Below are 17,992 nucleotides of genomic sequence, written 5' to 3'. Positions count from 1 at the left end.
AAAATCAGCTGCATAGGTTACCGGTTTCGAGCGCTCAGGCCGAGTTTCTTTATGAAATACGCCGTAATCAGTGGCTTTTTTGTTGCTCGATTTGTCTTCAACGGTAATACACAGCGTCTTAAATGCTCTAATCGCCCGTCGCGTCTTACAGAAGAATCGTCTCTCTCATGGATTTCAAACAGCTCTGGCTCAACGCCCAAGACCTCTGGGGTGCCCTCGAACAGCACCCGCTCCTGCACGCCGGCCTGGCTTTGATATTGCTGCTGGTGATCGCGCTGGTCCTCGGACGAGTGGCGCGCTACCTGATCCTGCATGCCAGCCGCATGCTCGGTCGCCAGCCCGCGCTGCACTGGATCAACGACTTTCGGCATAACAAGGTGTTTCAGCGTCTGGCGCAGATGACGCCGTCGCTGGTGATCCAGTTCGGCCTGCACCTGGTGCCGGAACTGAGCAAGACCGCCATGGTGTTCCTAGGCAATGTGGCGCTGGCGTTCACCATTCTGTTCCTGCTGCTCTCGGTCAGCGCCCTGCTCAATGCCCTGCTGGACATCTACGCCCGCACCGAACACGCCCGCACCCGCTCGATCAAGGGTTATGTGCAACTGGCAAAAATGGTTCTGTACGTGTTCGGCGCGATCATCATCGTCGCCACCCTGATCGACCGTTCGCCGCTGTTGCTGCTGTCAGGTCTGGGTGCGATGTCGGCGGTGATCCTGTTGGTCTACAAGGACACCCTGCTGTCGTTCGTCGCCAGCGTGCAACTGACCAGCAACGATATGCTGCGGGTCGGCGACTGGATCGAAATGCCGCAAGTCGGCGCCGATGGCGATGTGGTCGACATCACCCTGCACACGGTCAAGGTGCAGAACTTCGACAAGACCATCGTCTCGATCCCGACCTGGCGCCTGATGTCCGAGTCGTTCAGAAACTGGCGCGGCATGCAGCAATCCGGCGGGCGACGGATCAAGCGCAGCCTGTTCATCGACGCCAGCGGTGTGCGGTTCATCCGCGACGATGAAGAAGAAAAACTCTCCCAGGTACACCTGCTGACCGCGTACATGGGCCGCAAGAAAGCCGAGCTCAAGGCCTGGAATGAAGCGCAGGGCAACGTCGCGGCGATGTCGGCCAACCGCCGGCGCATGACCAACATCGGCACCTTCCGCGCCTATGCCTTGGCTTACTTGAAGAGTCACCCGGAGATCCAGCCGAACATGACCTGTATGGTTCGCCAGATGCAGACCACGGCCCAGGGCATTCCGCTGGAAATTTACTGCTTTACCACCACCACGGTATGGGCCGATTACGAGCGGATTCAGGGGGATATCTTCGATTACCTGCTGGCGGTACTGCCGGAGTTTGGCTTGAGCCTGTATCAGCAGCCGAGCGGTGGGGATTTGCGTTCCGGGATATTGCCGGCAGTCCTTGGCGCGAGCCACATTCCACAAGCCGAAAAACATCTGATGTAGAGCTTTCTTGAGCGCAACAAAAAAGACGCAACCTGAGTTGCGTCTTTTTTTGTCCTGCCGATTTATCAGGCCTGACGCTGCGGTGCCTTGTGCACCATGGTGTAAGCGTAATCAACGCCCATGCCGTACGCGCCGCTGTGTTCCAGCACCAGGTCCATCACCGCCTGATAAGTGTCTTTGTGCGCCCAGTCACGCTGGTATTCGAGCAGCACTTGCTGCCAGGTCACCGGCACTGCACCGGCCTGAATCATCCGCTGTACCGACATGTCGTGGGCTTCTTTGGTGGTGCCGCCGGACGCGTCGGTGACGATGTACACCTCGTAGCCTTCGGCCAGGGCTTCCAGGGCCGGGAAGGTCAGGCAGACCTCGGTCCACAACGCGGCGATGATCAGTTTCTTGCGCCCGGTGGCCTTCACCGCGTCAACCAGCGCCTTGTCTTCCCAGGAGTTCATCGAGGTGCGCTCGATCGGCTTCTGCTCCGGGTGTACCGCCAGCAGTTCCGGCCAAATGTAGCCACTGAAACTTTCGGTTTCGACCGAGGTGTAGATGGTCGGTACGTTGAAGATCTTGGCGGCCTTGGCCAGGCCGACGGTGTTGTTCTTCAAAGCCTGACGGTCGATCGACTGCACGCCGAAAGCCATTTGTGGCTGGTGGTCGATCAGGATCAGGGCGGAGTTGGTTGGGTTCAGCAGTTCACGGATAGACATGGCGCGTTCCTTTTGATGTCGATTCAAAGTTTCGATTGGGTATTGGGTGAGTCGAGGCGTTTTGCCGTCTTCGGCGTTGTTGTCTCGGCTTGGATGTCACTTTAGGGGCTAGCCGATAAAGGGACAATTACCTAAAATCGAGAATCATTGATTCTAAAAAAGGGACAATCATGGATCGCATCGAATGCATGCGCGCCTTCGTGGTGACGGTCGGCGAAAACGGCTTCGCGGCGGCTGCCCGGGCCATGGACGTGCCCCGCTCGAAAGTCAGCAAACAGATTCAGGCGCTGGAAGAAGCCATCGGCGTACAACTGCTGCAACGCACCACTCGCAGCCTGCACCTGACCGAAGCCGGCGCCGAGTATTTCGAAGCGGCGCGGGAAGTGATTGCGGCACTGGACGAGGCCGAACAGCGGGCGCGGGACGGGGTGGGCGAATTGCGCGGGGTGTTGCGGGTCAACGCACCGATGTCGTTCGGCCTGCGGCGGCTGGGCAAGCTGATCCCGCTGTTCCACGAGCAGCATCCGAACATCGAGTTGCAACTGGTACTCAGCGACCAGCAGGTCGATCCAGTGCGCGGCGGGTTCGACGTGACCATCCGCATCGCCAGCCTGCCCGACTCGACCATGATCGCCCGGCAACTGGCACCGGCGCCGCGAATCATGGTCGCCTCCCCCGCTTATCTCGAACGCGCGGGCACGCCGCAGACCCCGCAGGATCTGCGCTCACATCAGTGTTTGAACTACGGCTATCTGCAGAGCGGGGTCAGCCTGCAACTGTGCAATGGCAAGGAGACCCAGCGCGTCAACGTCACCGGACCGTTGCACGCCAACAACGGCGACTTGCTGGCGCAAGCGGCCGAGGCCGGCATGGGCATTGCGCTGCTGCCGGACTTCATCGTCGAAGAAGCATTGGCGGCCGGGCGGCTGGTGCCGGTGCTGTGCGAATGGCAAGCCCCGGCGATTACCATCAACGCGGTGTACTCGTCAGCGCGACGGGTACCGCAGAAGACCCGGGCGTTTATCGAGTTTCTGGTGGGGCAACTGGCGCCGGAGTAGTGCCGGTTGCCTGGGCAAACTCCAGTGGATTTCTGAACATGACATACACAGGCTCCAGGCCAGAATCTGCAGGGAACACCACGACATAGTCATCGAAAACCACGGTTGAGGGCTCGGTGAACGTTTCCAGCAACGGCACCGCTGCCGAGCGCAGGAACCCCAAGCGATGATCGGCGAACGTTGTCCGTTTCGGGGAATTCTCGTCTACGCCTGAAGGAGACCAACTGACAGACAACGGCGCAACGCCTTCAGCCGTGAACAAGTAGGTTTGCGTATCCTCAATCCAGACGGCCGGGCGAACTCTGACACCCGATGACGAGTCGCCCATACTCACCGGTGAAAGGGCCACCTGGTGCAAAGTTTCGATTTCCCTGATGCCCTGGGACAAGGTTCCGGGCGGTACGGAACAGGTACCGCTGTTCATTCTGAACGGGATATCGACCGCACCCTGCGTTTGCGCAAGGTAGTGCCAATCCAGCCCTTCAATCGGGAGAAGGTCCGCCAGCGGAACGCAAACCCCAAACCGGCCCACCTCGGCGCGACTGCGAAACTCGAATTGCAGCACAGCGGCATACTGCCCTTGATGCGTCGGAGCACTGGAGGTGATCTGCCAGGTGAACTCCGCCACCGCCGAACGAATCGCCTTTTGCAGATCAACGCGATGGTTTTCCAACGGTGGCGACAGTGCGCCTTCAACGATGATGGCCGGACGCGCATCGGCGAAAACCAGAGGGGAAAACATCTGAGCCCCGACCTGCGCGGGCCCGAGTTGCTGCTGATTGCGCAGCCCTACAAGTTGAGTCTGCGCCGTAGACAACAGCGCTTCGGCCTCCATTTGAAGTTGCCTGAGACGCGGATTGAGGTGATTCAACTTCGCCACATAACCGTCGTAAATGGAACCGATCTGCTGCGCAAGGCTTTGCCATTGCCCTCGCTCAGCGCCTGCGTACGTGACTTCGCGCTGCGCGTTGTCTCTTTTGAGTTGCACGTGCAATTGCCAGAATCGAAAGCGTTGCATGGCAAGACGGGAATCAAATTCGCTTCCTTCCAGCGCACGGATATCCAGCTCTCGTTGGGCAATGAGCGCTTGCGTACTCAGTTGCTGACGAAGATGGCTGATGCGCAGTTGCAGATCCGCGAGCCCAGCTTGGGCGTCGCGCTCGGAGACTGCCAGATCGGCGATGAGCTTTTGCACCTCAGCCTGTGTCTGGGCAATGCGTTGTCGGGTGATCTGCGCCCGGTCCATCGGCGCCGGCGGCCATTGCGCAGGCGCAACCGCCGGGGACGCGGCCTGTCCCTTGAACGCAACGCGGCCCTGTTTCCGGTGCCAGTCTTTGACGTAATAAACGACCGAGCCACTGGAGTTCGGATTCGGATCATCCTCGGGGTGATAGAACAACAGATCGGCCCCTTTGGGATGGCCTGAAATCCGGTCGAAATGATTGATCAATCGGTCGTGATCCGCTTTGGGCATATCGACGGCCCAGATCCGCTCGACCAGCGCCTGGAACTCCGGCTCGGTGTAATCGCCGAGGGTTGGTTTGAGTTTCATGGTTTTTTAACTTCCTTGTAGGTCCGCATGACACCGGAGGGCATTCAAGCGAACGTCCTCCATCCTTGGTCACTTGCTTCAAAGTTACTCAGGTTTAAAGCCAGGTTTGTTATTGAGTACGCGCCACTCCTTCACTTCTTTCAGGATGCCTTCGGGGCTGTCTTCACGTCCTTCCTTGGGGTAGAAGATGACGTCTGAGCGGTCGGGGTGTTCGGTGATTAGCTCGAAATGATCGACTAGTCTGTCCAGATGGACCTCTAACGCTGCCCCCTCTAACCCGCTGGGAAAGTGCACGAATCCTTGTAGAAAAGATAAAAACTCGGCTTCGGTGTAGTGCTCAAATTTATCTTTAAATTTCATTTCCTTTCCTCTCCTGGTGCAGCTGAATATGTCGCCGTGGCGTCATCACCAAAATATTGTCGATCCCATAAACCTCACCTCCACTAACAACTTCCAAATCATGATGAAGTTCAAACGTCTTTCTTCCTCCTCTCTGATCTACAGCCGGTGGGAAAGGAGCAATCCCGACCTGCATTCGCCTTAAATTGTGATCAGAAAACTGAATGCTGAGATTTGAATCAGCAGCCACAGCCCTCCAAAACGCCTCCCTGAACCGATGAAAATTGGCAAATTCCTTCCCTCTCAACTGATCGGCAATCTGCACAGGAATTGACGCCCCCACAGTTCTCGCCGCCTCCCCCAACCAAACTCCCGTAACCGCCTTTCCGAATCCCGTCGCAACCCCCGGATCATCCCTTCGATCCAGAAACAGAACATCCGGCGAAGGCAGCTCCATATCCCCCGGGAACCCCGGAATACTCGCACCCGCCAGCCCTTCATCAACAGCCGGAAACGTCTCGTTTGCCGGTAGGATCGGGATGAGCGGGTTGCCGGGATAAGCCGTGGGGGTCGAGGGGGAAATCGGTGTGGTGGTCGGCCCGAGGTGTTCGCTGCCCGGCGGCACCAACGGGGTCCAGGTTCCAATGCCCACTGGAGGAATCGGCCAAGGCTGGACAGCAGGTAGAACGCCACGTCGTCCGTGGGCACTTTGCGGCGCAACGATGCTGACCCGGTCGAGATTGAACGGGTTCTCGCCGACTGATGCATCGTCCTGAAAGCGCAGTTCGAACTCGCGGCGTTCGCCCACCCAGGTGTTTTTCGGCGCATAGGGGGCGAAGCCTTGCTCGACGCGTTTTTTGTTGACCTCATCGAACTGGCTGGTGAGTGCAGATTGCTCACCCAATGTCCGCCACAGCGCGTCGCCAAATGCGCCGAAAGACTGAATCTCACGCCCACGCATCTGGTCGCCGATCTGACTGGGAATCGCCGCACCGGTGCTACGGCTGGCCGTGTTCCACCAGTCAGCCTTGGCGGGTTGCCCTTTGCCGGTGACGACGCCCGTGCCCAGCGGCGGCAGGCTGAAAGACAGATACATCGGCGCTGAACCCGGCACGCAGATGATGCAGTCCTGAATGCGCAGGTCGACGCCCTTCGGCAAGTCCTGAACAACCGGTGGCAGCAACGCTATCCGGCCCTGGCTCGGAATATCCTTGGCGATGCTCGCATCGGGTGTGAACTGCAAGTGTCGGGGCGGTGAACCGGGGACTTCTGCGGTGTAGTTGCCCGTCAGCGGATCAGGCACCGCGTTGATGACCGGCACACTGGGGCTGATCTCATTACCGGTGGTGACGGCAATGACGGCGGTGCCTTGCGCTACGGCCTCGGGTTTGAGCCGATAAGGCATGTCCACCGAGCCGCCGGAATCGGCGATCGAGCGCAGCGCTTGCTCATCAGAAAGCCCCAGCGCCTGGGCAGGTACGGCGACGGACTGAAACAATCGTCGTCGCTGCTCCGGCGTCAGTTCTCCATCGCCCAGCGTTGGCGAGTACACCAACCCGCCGATCAATACCGTGGACGGATGGGGAACCACCATGGCGAGGGGAAGGTGTTTGACCGCTTGCCGTACACCTGCCTCGATGAGTGCACCCGCTTGCTGGGCCACAAGTGCCCCGGAACGGGTCAACACCATCGCGCCGTGCGTCATCGACGACAGCGGGACGGTCAGCGTATTGGCCTGTCGGGTTCGACTGACCCGCGCATCTTCATCCGCCTGTTGCTTGAATCGAACCCGTGCCTCGCGCTGCGCAGCGTATTGGCGCTGAGCCTCCCAAACCGCTTCCCTTGCACGCCAGACCACGGTCTGCTCGGCATGATGTCTGGCCATTGCTGCGGATTTTTCCCGCAGGGCGTGAATCTGCGAGCCAAGTAATCGCGCTTCATGGGCGGCGGTGTAAGCGCTCTCCCAGATCCGATGCCCATCGTCGTGCGCTTCGCCGAACTGGCCGAGTCGTGCCACATAATCTTGGGAGGTGCGCGTCAGCGGATCATGGCCATCGAAGGATGAGGCCACCGCCGTGTTCGCACTGAGGTCTGCAGATTTGCTGGCGATCAGCCCATCGATTTCGCTTTTCTGCTTGCTGATCTGGTAGAGCTGCCAGCGCTCGCTGTGATGGGGGTCGGATAACGTGCTCGCCGCCCGAATTTCCTGCTCCAGTGCAGGTGCGAACTGCCCGGCCCTTTCGGCAAAGCGACGATCGACCTCGGCCCTGATAGCGTCATGTCGCTGCGCCAATCCCGCCAGGAACTGCATCAACGCTTGTTGACGCGCCTGTTCCTGAACCTGTGCGGCGGCGGCCTGTGCCTGGTTTGCAGCTTCCTGTGCCTGAGCCGCCGCTTGGGCTTGCTCTTGCTGTTGTTTTTGCCGGTGCGCCGCCTTGGCCCGCGCCCGAGCCTTTTGTTTGCTCTTGCTGACCTTGCCGAAGCCGCCCGAAACACCGCCACCGCCACCAAAACCACCACCCGAGCCGCCACCCGAAGCGGGCGGCCCGGTTCGGATGACGACGCTTCCCGACGTTCCATCGTTGAAATTGTTCTGTGCCATACAGTCACTCCTTGTCTGTAGGGCACAGCGTGTCGATCAAGCGGTAGTCAGGTGCGGTACATAGTTATCGCGGTGGAAATAAGGGGTTGATTGACGTTTCAGCCAATGGCCAACGGCTTGCGAATCCCCAACCGACTGATCCACACCGCCGCCAGAATCACGCTGCCACCGAGGAACAACCGACCCAACTCTTCATGCTGATTCCAGATCAGCAGGTTCAGCAGCAGCCCCACCGGCACGTGCAGGTTGTTCATCACCGCCAGGGTGCCGCCGTTGACCAGGCACGCCCCCTTGTTCCACCAATACAAACCGAGCGCGGTGGAGACCAGGCCAAGGAACACCAGCACGCCCCATTGCAGCGGCGCTTCGGGCAGGAAATTGGATTTGCCGAACAGCAGGAACGCCGGCAACGCCACCGCCAGTGCGCCGAGGTAAAAGAAACCGAAGCGCCGGTAGTGCGGCAGATCGCTCGGGTGCTTCGCCACCAAATGTTTGTACAGCACCTGTCCGGCGGCGTAAGTGAAGTTGGCCAGTTGCAGCAGCAGGAAGCCCATGAAGAAGTCCGGGTTGATCCGGTCGTAGCGAATCACCGCCGCGCCCGCGACCGCCACCAGTGCGGCGATCAGCGCCCACAGGTTGAAGCGTCGGTTGAGCGCGTCTTCGATCAGCGTCACATGCAGCGGCGTGAGGATGGTGAACAGCAGCACTTCCGGCACGGTCAGCACGCGGAAGCTCAAATACAGGCAGACGTAGGTCACGCCGAACTGCAACGCGCCGATCAGCAGCATGCCGCGCATGAAAGCCGGCTCCACCGAACGCCAGCGCGTCAGCGGGATGAACACCAGCCCGGCCAGCACCACACGCACCAGTACCGCAAAGTAGCTGTCGACATGACCGGCCAGGTATTCGCCGATCAGACTGAAGGAAAACGCCTGGATCAGCGTGACAAAAAGTAGATAGCCCATGCTCGCCTCGATTTCGAATGGCGGCGACGATAGCGGTTTTTGCCGGCCATCGCTAAATCCCGGGCAAAAAAAAGCCCGATCTCGCTAAAGCGTTCAATCGGGCTACAGCACTCAGGAGCAACAAGTGCAAAGGGAGGTTCGATGCGCGTAGAGCCTTGAAGGGGTTGCGCCAGGTCACTAGAACAATCGGCGATTATCTGGCGATTAACATATCAAGCGACCTGGGAGAGTTTGGCGTTGGCCTGGTTGAGGCCTTTCTCCTGGAAGTCGCCGCCCAGGTTCATGCCCTCGGCGTGGATGAAGGTCACGTCGTGGATGCCGATGAAACCCATCACCTGACGCAGGTACGGTTCCTGATGATCCGCCGGGCCACCGGCGTAGATACCGCCGCGAGCGGTCAGCACGTAGGCACGCTTGCCGCTGAGCAGACCTTGCGGGCCGGTTTCGGTGTACTTGAAGGTCACGCCGGCACGCAGTACGTGGTCGAGCCAGGCTTTCAGGGTGCTCGGGATGGCGAAGTTGTACATCGGAGCGGCCATCACCAGCACGTCGGCGGCGAGCAACTCATCGGTCAATTCGTTGGAACGGTCCAGCGAGGATTGCTCGCTGTCGTTACGCTGCTCGGCGGATTTCATCCAGCCGCCCAGCAGGTTGATGTCCAGGTGAGGCACCGGGTTCACGGCGAGGTCACGTACGGTGATCTGATCGGCCGGATGCGCCGCTTTCCACTGACTGATGAAAGTCTGGGTCAGTTGACGGGAAACCGAGTCTTGCTGGCGGGCGCTGCTTTCGATGATCAGAACGCGGGACATGTTGTGTAGCCTCCATCCGAGAATGTTGTAAGTCGATGGAGTGAAGGTTAAACAGAGTCGTATCGATGAAAAAGCGCAAATAATTGCTGCAAAGCATCGAAAAATTCGTTTAGATGCGAGCCATACCCTGTGAGAGCCCGCCCCCACAGGGCCGTGACGCTATTTCGGGGTGCAGCTCAGCTTGATGCGCAGCTTGATGATGGTCCGGGTGAACTTGGCCGTGGCGTTCTTATGCTTGCCGGCGGCCACGTCGATGTTGCGGGTGCGCGGCGCTTCCGGGCCGTTGGTGAACACTACCTTGCAGGTCGCGTCGACGTCGCCGTAGTTGTTGACCTGGATGGAGCCGATGTCGCTATCGGTGTCGAACGCGTTGTAGTCGATCTTCAGGCCGTTGAGGTCCTTTTCCACATCGATCGGGTACGCGAACGCAGTCAGCGGAAGCAGCGCCAGCAACACACAACAGAATTTTTTCATTCGGCAGTCTCCATGAGGGACCACCAGCTTAGGACAAGAGGAGCTATTGATGAAAGCGCCCCGCGTGACCCTTGATCAATGGCGAACGTTGCAGGCCGTGGTCGACCACGGCGGATTCGCCCAGGCCGCCGAGGCCCTGCACCGCTCGCAATCGTCGGTGAGCTACACCGTCGCCCGCATGCAGGATCAGCTCGGCGTGCCGCTGTTGCGCATCGATGGCCGCAAGGCTGTGCTGACCGAAGCCGGCGGCGTGTTGCTGCGCCGCTCGCGACAACTGGTGAAACAGGCCAGCCAGCTGGAAGACCTCGCCCATCACATGGAGCAGGGTTGGGAAGCCGAAGTGCGGCTGGTGGTCGACGCCGCTTACCCGAGCGCCCGCATCGTGCGCGCGTTGACCGCTTTCATGCCGCAGAGTCGCGGCTGCCGCGTGCGTCTGCGTGAGGAAGTGTTGTCAGGTGTCGAGGAAGTGCTGCTCGAAGGTGTCGCCGATCTGGCCATCACCGGACTGAGCATTCCCGGTTACCTCGGCGCGGAGTTGAGCGATGTCGAATTTGTCGCCGTCGCCCATCCTGATCATGCGCTGCATCGGCTCAACCGCGAGCTGAATTTCCAGGACCTGGAAACCCAGATGCAAGTGGTCATTCGCGACTCCGGCCGCCAGCAACCCCGGGACGTCGGCTGGTTAGGCGCCGAGCAGCGCTGGACCGTCGGCAGCCTCGCCACCGCAGCGACGTTCGTCAGCAGTGGCCTGGGTTTCGCCTGGCTGCCACGACACATGATCGAGCGGGAACTGAAAGACGGCTCACTCAAGCTGCTACCGTTGGACAGAGGCGGTAATCGCAACTCCAGTTTCTATCTGTATTCGAACAAGGACAAACCCTTGGGCCCGGCGACGCAAATCCTTATCGAACTGCTGCGTACCTTCGACACCCTGCCGCTGGACGCACCGTTTGCCGCCCCCGAACAAGCCTGACACGGAGTTCACCGATGGCGTATTTCGAGCATGAAGGTTGCAACCTGCACTACGAGGAATATGGCCACGGCGATCCGTTGCTGCTGGTTCACGGTCTGGGCTCCAGCACCCTGGACTGGGAAATGCAGATTCCGGCGCTGGCCGCGCACTACCGGGTGATCGTCCCGGATGTGCGCGGTCACGGCCGCTCCGACAAACCCCGCGAGCGCTACAGCATCGCCGGTTTCAGCGCCGACATCGTCGCCCTGATCGAGCATTTGAAGCTCGGCCCGGTGCATTACGCCGGGCTGTCCATGGGCGGCATGATCGGTTTCCAGTTCGCTGTCGATCAGCCCGCAATGCTCAAGAGCCTGACCATCGTCAACAGCGCGCCCGAAGTCAAAGTGCGCAGCCGCGACGACTACTGGCAGTGGTTCAAGCGCTGGAGCCTGATGCGTCTGCTCAGCCTCGCCACCATCGGCAAGGCCCTTGGCGCCAAGCTGTTCCCCAAACCGGAGCAGGCCGATTTGCGTCAGAAGATGGCCGAACGCTGGGCAAAAAACGACAAACGTGCTTATCTCGCCAGCTTCGATGCGATTGTTGGCTGGGGGGTTCAGGAACGACTTTCCCGGGTCACCTGTCCAACCCTCGTCGTCAGCGCCGACCGGGACTACACCCCCGTTTCGCTGAAAGAAACCTATGTCAGACTGCTGCCCGATGCGCGGCTGGTGGTGATTGCCGATTCGCGCCACGCCACCCCGCTCGATCAGCCCGAACGCTTCAATCAAACGCTGCTGGAGTTCCTCGCCACAGCCGATAACCACCCTCAGGATCACTGACCCATGCTGAAAAAACTCGCCCTCGCCGCCGGCACCGTGCTGTTTGCTGCCAACCTGATGGCTGCCACGCCGGCCAAGGCGCCACACGTCGAACTGGTGACCACCAACGGCACCATCGAAATCGAGCTGGACCCGGTCAAGGCGCCGATCAGTACCAAGAACTTCCTCGATTACGTCGACAGCGGTTTCTATACCAACACCATTTTCCACCGCGTGATCCCGGGCTTCATGGCCCAGGGCGGCGGCTTTACCCAGCAAATGCAGCAGAAAGAAACCAAGGCCCCGATCAAGAACGAGGCCAGCAACGGTCTGCACAACGTTCGCGGCACCCTGTCGATGGCCCGCACTTCCGATCCGAACTCGGCCACCAGCCAGTTCTTCATCAACGTCGCCGACAACGCGTTCCTCGATCCGGGCCGTGACGCCGGTTACGCGGTATTCGCCAAAGTGGTCAAGGGCATGGACGTGGTCGACATCATCGTCAACTCCCAGACCACCACCAAACAGGGCATGCAAAACGTGCCGGTCGACCCTGTGATCATCAAGTCGGCCAAGCGCATCGACTAAGCTTTACAGGGCATATCGAGCGGCGTCGATTACCCATCGCGCCGCTCACACTGATAAAAGGAGAGCCCGTGCTCCGGGCGGTTATCTGATGCTCTATCGCCGTTTCGAACAACTGATCGACATATTCCGCGATGCCCCGACGGCATCCCCGCCGGACCGCGTTCTGCCCTTCTATACCTATTACCTGAAGCAGGTCTGGCCGAGTTTCGCCGCCCTGCTGATCGTCGGCCTGTTCGGCGCACTGATCGAAGTGGCGCTGTTCAGTTACCTGAGCCGCATCATCGACCTCGCCCAGGGCACGCCGAACGTCGATTTCTTCAAAGTGCACGGCGCCGAACTGGCGTGGATGGCGGTGGTGGCATTGCTCTTGCGACCGCTGTTTCTGGCCCTGCACGACATGCTGGTGCACCAGACTCTGAGCCCGAGCATGACCAGCATGATTCGCTGGCAGAACCACAGTTACGTGCTCAAGCAGAGCCTGAATTTCTTCCAGAACGACTTCGCCGGGCGCATTGCCCAGCGCATCATGCAGACCGGCAACTCGCTGCGCGATTCCGCCGTGCAGGCAGTGGATGCGTTGTGGCATGTGCTGATCTACGCGATCAGTTCGCTGGTGCTGTTCGCCGAGGCCGACTGGCGCCTGATGATCCCGCTGCTGACGTGGATCGCCGCCTACATCGGCGCGCTCTATTACTTCGTGCCACGGGTCAAGGACCGCTCGGTGGAAGCCTCCGATGCGCGCTCGAAGCTGATGGGCCGGATCGTCGACGGCTACACCAACATCGCCACCCTGAAACTGTTCGCCCACACCAATTTCGAACAGCATTACGCCCGCGAAGCGATCCAGGAACAGACCGAAAAAGCCCAACTGGCCGGCCGCGTGGTCACCAGCATGGACGTGGCGATCACCACCATGAACGGCCTGTTGATCGTCGGTACCACGGCGCTGGCCCTGTGGCTGTGGACGCAATCGCTGATCAGCGTCGGCGCGATTGCCCTGGCCACCGGCCTGGTGATCCGCATCGTCAACATGTCCGGCTGGATCATGTGGGTGGTCACCGGCATCTTCGAAAACATCGGCATGGTCCAGGACGGTCTGCAGACCATCTCGCAACCGGTCAGCGTCACTGATCGGGAGCAGGCCAAACCGCTGGCCGTGGCCCGTGGTGAAGTGCGTTTCGAGCACGTGGATTTTCACTACGGCAAGAAGAAAGGCATCATCGGCGACCTCAACCTGACCATCAAACCCGGCGAGAAAATCGGTCTGATCGGCCCGTCCGGCGCCGGCAAGTCGACCCTGGTCAACCTGCTGCTGCGCCTCTACGACGTCGAGGGCGGACGGATCCTGATCGACGGCCAGAACATCGCCGAAGTCGGCCAGGAAAGCCTGCGCGCGCGGATCGGCATGATCACCCAGGACACTTCGCTGCTGCACCGCTCGATCCGCGACAACTTGCTGTACGGCAAGCCCGACGCCACCGACGCCGAACTCTGGGAAGCGGTGCGCAAGGCCCGTGCCGATGAGTTCATTCCGCTGCTGTCGGACGCCGAAGGGCGCACCGGGTTTGATGCGCATGTCGGCGAGCGTGGGGTGAAACTGTCCGGTGGCCAGCGTCAGCGGATCGCCATTGCGCGGGTGCTGCTCAAGGACGCGCCGATCCTGATCATGGACGAAGCGACCTCGGCGCTGGACTCGGAAGTCGAAGCGGCGATCCAGGAAAGCCTCGAAACCCTGATGCAGGGCAAGACCGTGATCGCCATCGCTCACCGCCTCTCGACCATTGCCCGCATGGACCGGCTGGTGGTGCTGGAGAACGGCAAGATCGCCGAAAGCGGCAACCATGCCGAACTGCTGGCCCATGGCGGATTGTATGCGCGGTTGTGGGCGCATCAGACGGGAGGGTTTGTCGGTATCGACTGATCCTGCGTCAAAACACAAGAACCGCCACAGCCCTTTACCCACGGGCTCTGGCGGTTTTTTATCGCCTGCTGGAAATCCCAAAAATCCCTGCTGTACTGAGCCAAGGCTCCGGAACGGAACCTGTCGTAAATCTGCAGGGAGCACCACTCGATGCAGTCTCGATAGCACGCCTATCAAGGACTCTCTCATGTCTCTGTTCAAACGTTCAGTTACTGAGTTGCTGGGTACGTTCTGGTTGGTGTTGGGCGGTTGCGGCAGTGCGGTCATCGCCGCGTCTTCACCGTTGGGAATCGGTGTGCTGGGGGTCGCCCTGGCGTTTGGCCTGACGGTGCTGACCATGGCATTTGCCATCGGCCACATCAGCGGCTGCCACCTCAACCCGGCCGTGTCGGTCGGTCTGGTCGTCGGCGGTCGGTTCCCGGCCAAGGAACTGCCTGCCTACGTCATCGCCCAGGTGATCGGCGGGATTCTGGCAGCGGCACTGCTCTACCACATCGCCAGCGGCAAGGAAGGTTTCGACATCGCCGCCGGCCTTGCCTCAAACGGTTACGGCGAGCACTCGCCGGGTAAATACTCGATGGCATCCGGCTTCGTCACCGAGCTGGTGATGACCGCCATGTTCGTGGTGATCATCCTCGGCGCCACCGACAAGCGCGCCCCGGCAGGACTGGCACCGATCGCCATCGGCCTGGCCCTGACGCTGATTCACCTGATCTCGATCCCGGTCACCAACACCTCGGTCAACCCGGCCCGCAGCACGGGCCCGGCACTGATGGTCGGCGGCTGGGCCATCGCGCAATTGTGGATGTTCTGGGTCGCGCCGCTGCTCGGTGCGGTGGTTGGCGGCGTCCTCTATCGCTGGTTGGGCAAGGAAGACAGCTGAGGGTGCCGGCGAGGATCAGGCTTGCCGATACGGCAAGGCGCTCCTCGCCTCTTCGGCATAGGCCAGAACACCGGCGCGCTCCTGGTGCAGGAAGTCTTTGACCGCCGCTTTCAGGCCGGGATGGCGCAGATAATGCCAGGAATGGGTGATCACCGGTTCGAAGCCGCGAATCAGTTTGTGCTCGCCCTGTGCACCGGCATCGAAACGTTGAAAGCCCTGGGCAATCGCATAGTCCATGCCCTGGTAGAAACAGGTCTCGAAATGCAGCCGGTCGAACTCGGCCAGGCATCCCCAGTAGCGCCCGTAAAAACTGTCGCCGCCCACCAGACTGAACGCCATCGCCACCGGCCGTGAGCCTTGCCGGGCCAAGACCACGCGGATCGATTCCGGCATGCGCTCGGCCAGCAGGCTGAAAAAATCCCGGGTCAGGTACGGCGCCTGTCGGCGCACCGCGTAGGTGTTGGCGTAACAGGCGTAGACGAAATCCCACTGCGCCTCGTCCAGCTCGCAGCCTTCCAGCCATTCGAAATCGAAGCCCTGCGCCGCCACTTGCTCGCGCTCCTTGCGCATCTGCTTGCGCTTGCGCGAGGCGAGCACGTCGAGGAAGTCCTGAAAGTCGCGGTAGCCGCGATTCTGCCAGTGGTACTGACAACCGATGCGTTGCAACCAGCCCGGCTGCTCGGCCATGGCGGCATCGGTAAACGCGTCGGTGAAATTGATGTGGGCGCTGGAGAGCTCTTCGATTTCCAGATAACCCGGCAGGCTCTTGAGCAGTTCGAATCCGTCCTCGACATTCGCTGCCAGCAACCGAGGGCCGCTGACCGGACTGAACGGCACGGCGCTCAAAAACTTGGGGTAGTAATCGATGCCGACCCGGGCGCAGGCATCGGCCCAGCCGTGATCGAACACGTATTCGCCGTAGGAATGCCACTTGCGATAACCGGGCAGCGCCGCGATCACGCGCCCCGCTTCGACGTGCAGCAAATGCTCCGCTTGCCAGCCCGTGTGCGGGCCGACGCTGCCGCTGTCCTCCAGCGAAGCCAGAAAGGCATGACGCAGAAACGGCTGGTTTTGCGGTACCAGAACATCCCAGTCGGACGCAGGAATTTCCGACAGTTTGTGCAGACGTTGCAGCGGCATTTTCCTCTCCACATTCGGGCGTGAACGCCCGGCGAGTATCGCTGATCGGCGGGTCCTTGCACACGACCAAATGCGCGACAGCGCTCTAGATCAATAGTTCACGGCAGTTTTGTATCGTCATCAACCTGCCATCATCGTGCCACTGCTCTGTCATAAACCATCGCGATACTGGCGCCTGTTTTTAGAGCGCCGGGTTCTACCCGGACACTGTTTTCCGACCGTCAAACCGTCGGTTGTGCCCAGGATGGTTCAGCCATCCCCTCTCATCTTCGGAGATTGCTATGCGTCTTGCTTCCACGAAAACTGCGGCGGCCCTGTGCGGTGGCCTGTTGCTGGCCATGAGTGTTCCGGCCAGTGCCGCAGTCGACGCCAAACTGCTCGACATGCTCAAGGCTAACGGTTCGATTTCCCAGGCGCAGTACGTTGAACTGCAAACAGAACTGGCCAAGGATCAGAAGGCCCAGCAAATCGCGCAGCAGGCGCAGCAAGAGACCAACGAGCAAATCGCGGCGACCGCGAAGAAAACCAACGAGCTCAGCAGTTTCGACCAGAAACTGGCCTGGGCCGCCAAGACCCAGTTCAAGGGTGACGTGCGCATCCGTCAGGAAACCATCAAGATCGACGGCGAACCGAACAACGGCGGCCGCGACAAGGATCGCCAGCGTATCCGTGCCCGTCTGGGTGCCTACACCGAGATCAACCCGCAAGTCGACACCGGCATCCGTATCGCCACCGGCGGCGGCGACGACGCCCGTTCGACCAACCAGGACCAGGACAACTACTTCGACAAGAAGCAGATCTGGCTCGACCTGGGCTACATCGACTACCACCCGGACCAGATCAAGAACCTGCACATCATCGGCGGCAAGATGCTGCAACCGTGGGTGAGCATGGGCGACGTGATCTGGGACAGCGACATCAACCCGGAAGGTCTGGCCGTTACCTACAAGTATCCACTGGGCAGCAGCGTCGAACTGTTCGGCAGCCTGGGTAACTACAACCTCAAGGACAACGTCGACGGCGACGGCGTGCAATTCCGTCACGACCTGCGCCTGACCGCCGGCCAGCTGGGCAGCCGCTTCGCCATCACCGACAACCTGAAACTGACCCTGGGCGGCAGCGTCTACGCCTACCAGAACGACGAAGACAGCCGTTGCACCGGCACTTCCACGCCATGCGCCCTGGCTGTCAACGGCAACTCGGCCGACAACGAATTCCGTCTGTACGAAGGCTTCAGCCAGGTCGACATCGGCGGCCTGCCAATGCCACTGTCGTTCTACGGTCAGTACGTGAAGAACAACGATGCAGTGACCGATCAGGACACCGCCTGGCTGGTGGGTGCCAAGTCGAAAGTCTTCGGCCTGAACCTCGACTACAACTATCGTGACGTGCAGCGCAATGCTGTGGTCGGCGCCTTCACCGATTCGGACTTCGCCAACGGCACCACCGGTTCCCGTGGCCACAAGTTCAAGGTCGGTTACGACATCGACAAGAACTTCGCCATCGGTGCGACTTACTTCCTGACCAAGGCCGACTTCTCCAGCCGTACCCAGCGTGATGCAGACACCAACACCCTGCAGCTGGACGCGGAAGCGAAGTTCTAAGCAACCTGGCAACAGACTTCAAACGAAGGGTTGTACATCCGGTTCCATCGTTTGAAGAGGCTTCCACAGACTGGCACGTCCGCAGCGATCCCCATCATCCGTTCGCTGCGG

16 protein-coding genes are annotated in these 17,992 nt (G+C 60.3%); 8 read left to right on the top strand and 8 right to left on the bottom strand.

Going from position 1 to position 17,992, the window contains the following annotated elements:
• The first annotated feature begins 167 nt into the window (after positions 1-167).
• Entirely contained in the window at positions 168-1,466 is a 1,299-nt protein-coding gene (locus QR290_RS08670; protein WP_115076933.1) for a mechanosensitive ion channel family protein, read from the top strand.
• A gap of 65 nt (positions 1,467-1,531) precedes the next feature.
• Here QR290_RS08670 and QR290_RS08665 read toward each other — a convergent pair whose 3' ends face one another.
• On the bottom strand, positions 1,532-2,173 hold the full coding sequence (locus QR290_RS08665; protein WP_115076932.1) for a hydrolase: 642 nt from the start codon (positions 2,171-2,173) through the stop codon (positions 1,532-1,534).
• 170 nt (positions 2,174-2,343) lie between these two features.
• Between QR290_RS08665 and QR290_RS08660 the strand changes: the two genes are divergently transcribed.
• On the top strand, positions 2,344-3,231 hold the full coding sequence (locus QR290_RS08660; protein WP_210711170.1) for a LysR family transcriptional regulator: 888 nt from the start codon (positions 2,344-2,346) through the stop codon (positions 3,229-3,231).
• On the opposite strand, the gene QR290_RS08655 is transcribed toward QR290_RS08660, so the two are convergent.
• The 6 genes from QR290_RS08655 to QR290_RS08630 form a co-directional block, all read right to left on the bottom strand.
• The gene (locus QR290_RS08655) at positions 3,194-4,783 is read right to left on the bottom strand and encodes a bacteriocin immunity protein (RefSeq protein ID WP_289204722.1); all 1,590 of its coding nucleotides are present in this window, start codon (positions 4,781-4,783) and stop codon (positions 3,194-3,196) included. The genes QR290_RS08660 and QR290_RS08655 overlap by 38 nt on opposite strands.
• Positions 4,784-4,867: 84 nt before the next feature.
• Positions 4,868-5,143 carry a bacteriocin immunity protein gene (locus QR290_RS08650; RefSeq protein WP_289204721.1) on the bottom strand — a complete coding sequence of 92 codons (276 nt, stop codon included), beginning with the start codon at positions 5,141-5,143 and terminating at the stop codon, positions 4,868-4,870.
• Positions 5,133-7,724 carry an S-type pyocin domain-containing protein gene (locus QR290_RS08645; RefSeq protein WP_289204720.1) on the bottom strand — a complete coding sequence of 864 codons (2,592 nt, stop codon included), beginning with the start codon at positions 7,722-7,724 and terminating at the stop codon, positions 5,133-5,135. Before QR290_RS08645 ends, QR290_RS08650 begins: the two co-directional genes overlap by 11 nt.
• A 98-nt stretch (positions 7,725-7,822) precedes the next feature.
• On the bottom strand, positions 7,823-8,689 hold the full coding sequence (locus QR290_RS08640; protein WP_115076927.1) for a carboxylate/amino acid/amine transporter: 867 nt from the start codon (positions 8,687-8,689) through the stop codon (positions 7,823-7,825).
• A gap of 212 nt (positions 8,690-8,901) precedes the next feature.
• Positions 8,902-9,501: an FMN-dependent NADH-azoreductase gene (locus tag QR290_RS08635; protein WP_007956545.1), complete on the bottom strand. Its 600-nt coding sequence runs from the start codon at positions 9,499-9,501 to the stop codon at positions 8,902-8,904.
• Positions 9,502-9,660: 159 nt separating this feature from the next.
• Entirely contained in the window at positions 9,661-9,975 is a 315-nt protein-coding gene (locus tag QR290_RS08630) for a 3-phosphoglycerate kinase (RefSeq protein WP_085700650.1), read from the bottom strand.
• Between the two features lie 49 nt (positions 9,976-10,024).
• Here QR290_RS08630 and QR290_RS08625 point away from each other — a divergent pair, with 49 nt between their 5' ends.
• The 5 genes from QR290_RS08625 to aqpZ all read left to right on the top strand — a co-directional run bounded on the left by QR290_RS08625 (position 10,025) and on the right by aqpZ (position 15,137).
• Positions 10,025-10,948, top strand: coding sequence for a LysR family transcriptional regulator (locus tag QR290_RS08625; RefSeq protein ID WP_115076926.1), 924 nt, complete (start codon positions 10,025-10,027; stop codon positions 10,946-10,948).
• A gap of 14 nt (positions 10,949-10,962) precedes the next feature.
• Complete coding sequence (locus tag QR290_RS08620; RefSeq protein WP_115076925.1) at positions 10,963-11,766, top strand: alpha/beta fold hydrolase; 804 nt, start codon at positions 10,963-10,965, stop codon at positions 11,764-11,766.
• A gap of 3 nt (positions 11,767-11,769) precedes the next feature.
• Positions 11,770-12,333, top strand: a complete 564-nt coding sequence (locus QR290_RS08615; RefSeq protein WP_085700647.1) for a peptidylprolyl isomerase — start codon at positions 11,770-11,772, stop codon at positions 12,331-12,333.
• Positions 12,334-12,421: 88 nt separating this feature from the next.
• Complete coding sequence (locus QR290_RS08610) at positions 12,422-14,254, top strand: ABC transporter ATP-binding protein (RefSeq protein WP_115076924.1); 1,833 nt, start codon at positions 12,422-12,424, stop codon at positions 14,252-14,254.
• A 187-nt stretch (positions 14,255-14,441) separates the two neighbouring features.
• Positions 14,442-15,137 carry an aquaporin Z gene (gene aqpZ / locus QR290_RS08605; RefSeq protein WP_064383176.1) on the top strand — a complete coding sequence of 232 codons (696 nt, stop codon included), beginning with the start codon at positions 14,442-14,444 and terminating at the stop codon, positions 15,135-15,137.
• Positions 15,138-15,152: 15 nt separating this feature from the next.
• On the opposite strand, the gene QR290_RS08600 is transcribed toward aqpZ, so the two are convergent.
• Complete coding sequence (locus QR290_RS08600) at positions 15,153-16,277, bottom strand: GNAT family N-acetyltransferase (RefSeq protein ID WP_289204719.1); 1,125 nt, start codon at positions 16,275-16,277, stop codon at positions 15,153-15,155.
• Positions 16,278-16,558: 281 nt separating this feature from the next.
• On the opposite strand from QR290_RS08600, the gene QR290_RS08595 reads away from it, so the two are divergent.
• Positions 16,559-17,881, top strand: a complete 1,323-nt coding sequence (locus QR290_RS08595) for a putative porin (RefSeq protein ID WP_039772596.1) — start codon at positions 16,559-16,561, stop codon at positions 17,879-17,881.
• Positions 17,882-17,992: the final 111 nt, after the last annotated feature.

The organism is Pseudomonas fluorescens (genome assembly GCF_030344995.1).
Lineage (GTDB): Bacteria > Pseudomonadota > Gammaproteobacteria > Pseudomonadales > Pseudomonadaceae > Aquipseudomonas > Aquipseudomonas fluorescens_BF.
This window is presented reverse-complemented; position numbering and strand designations above follow the sequence as displayed.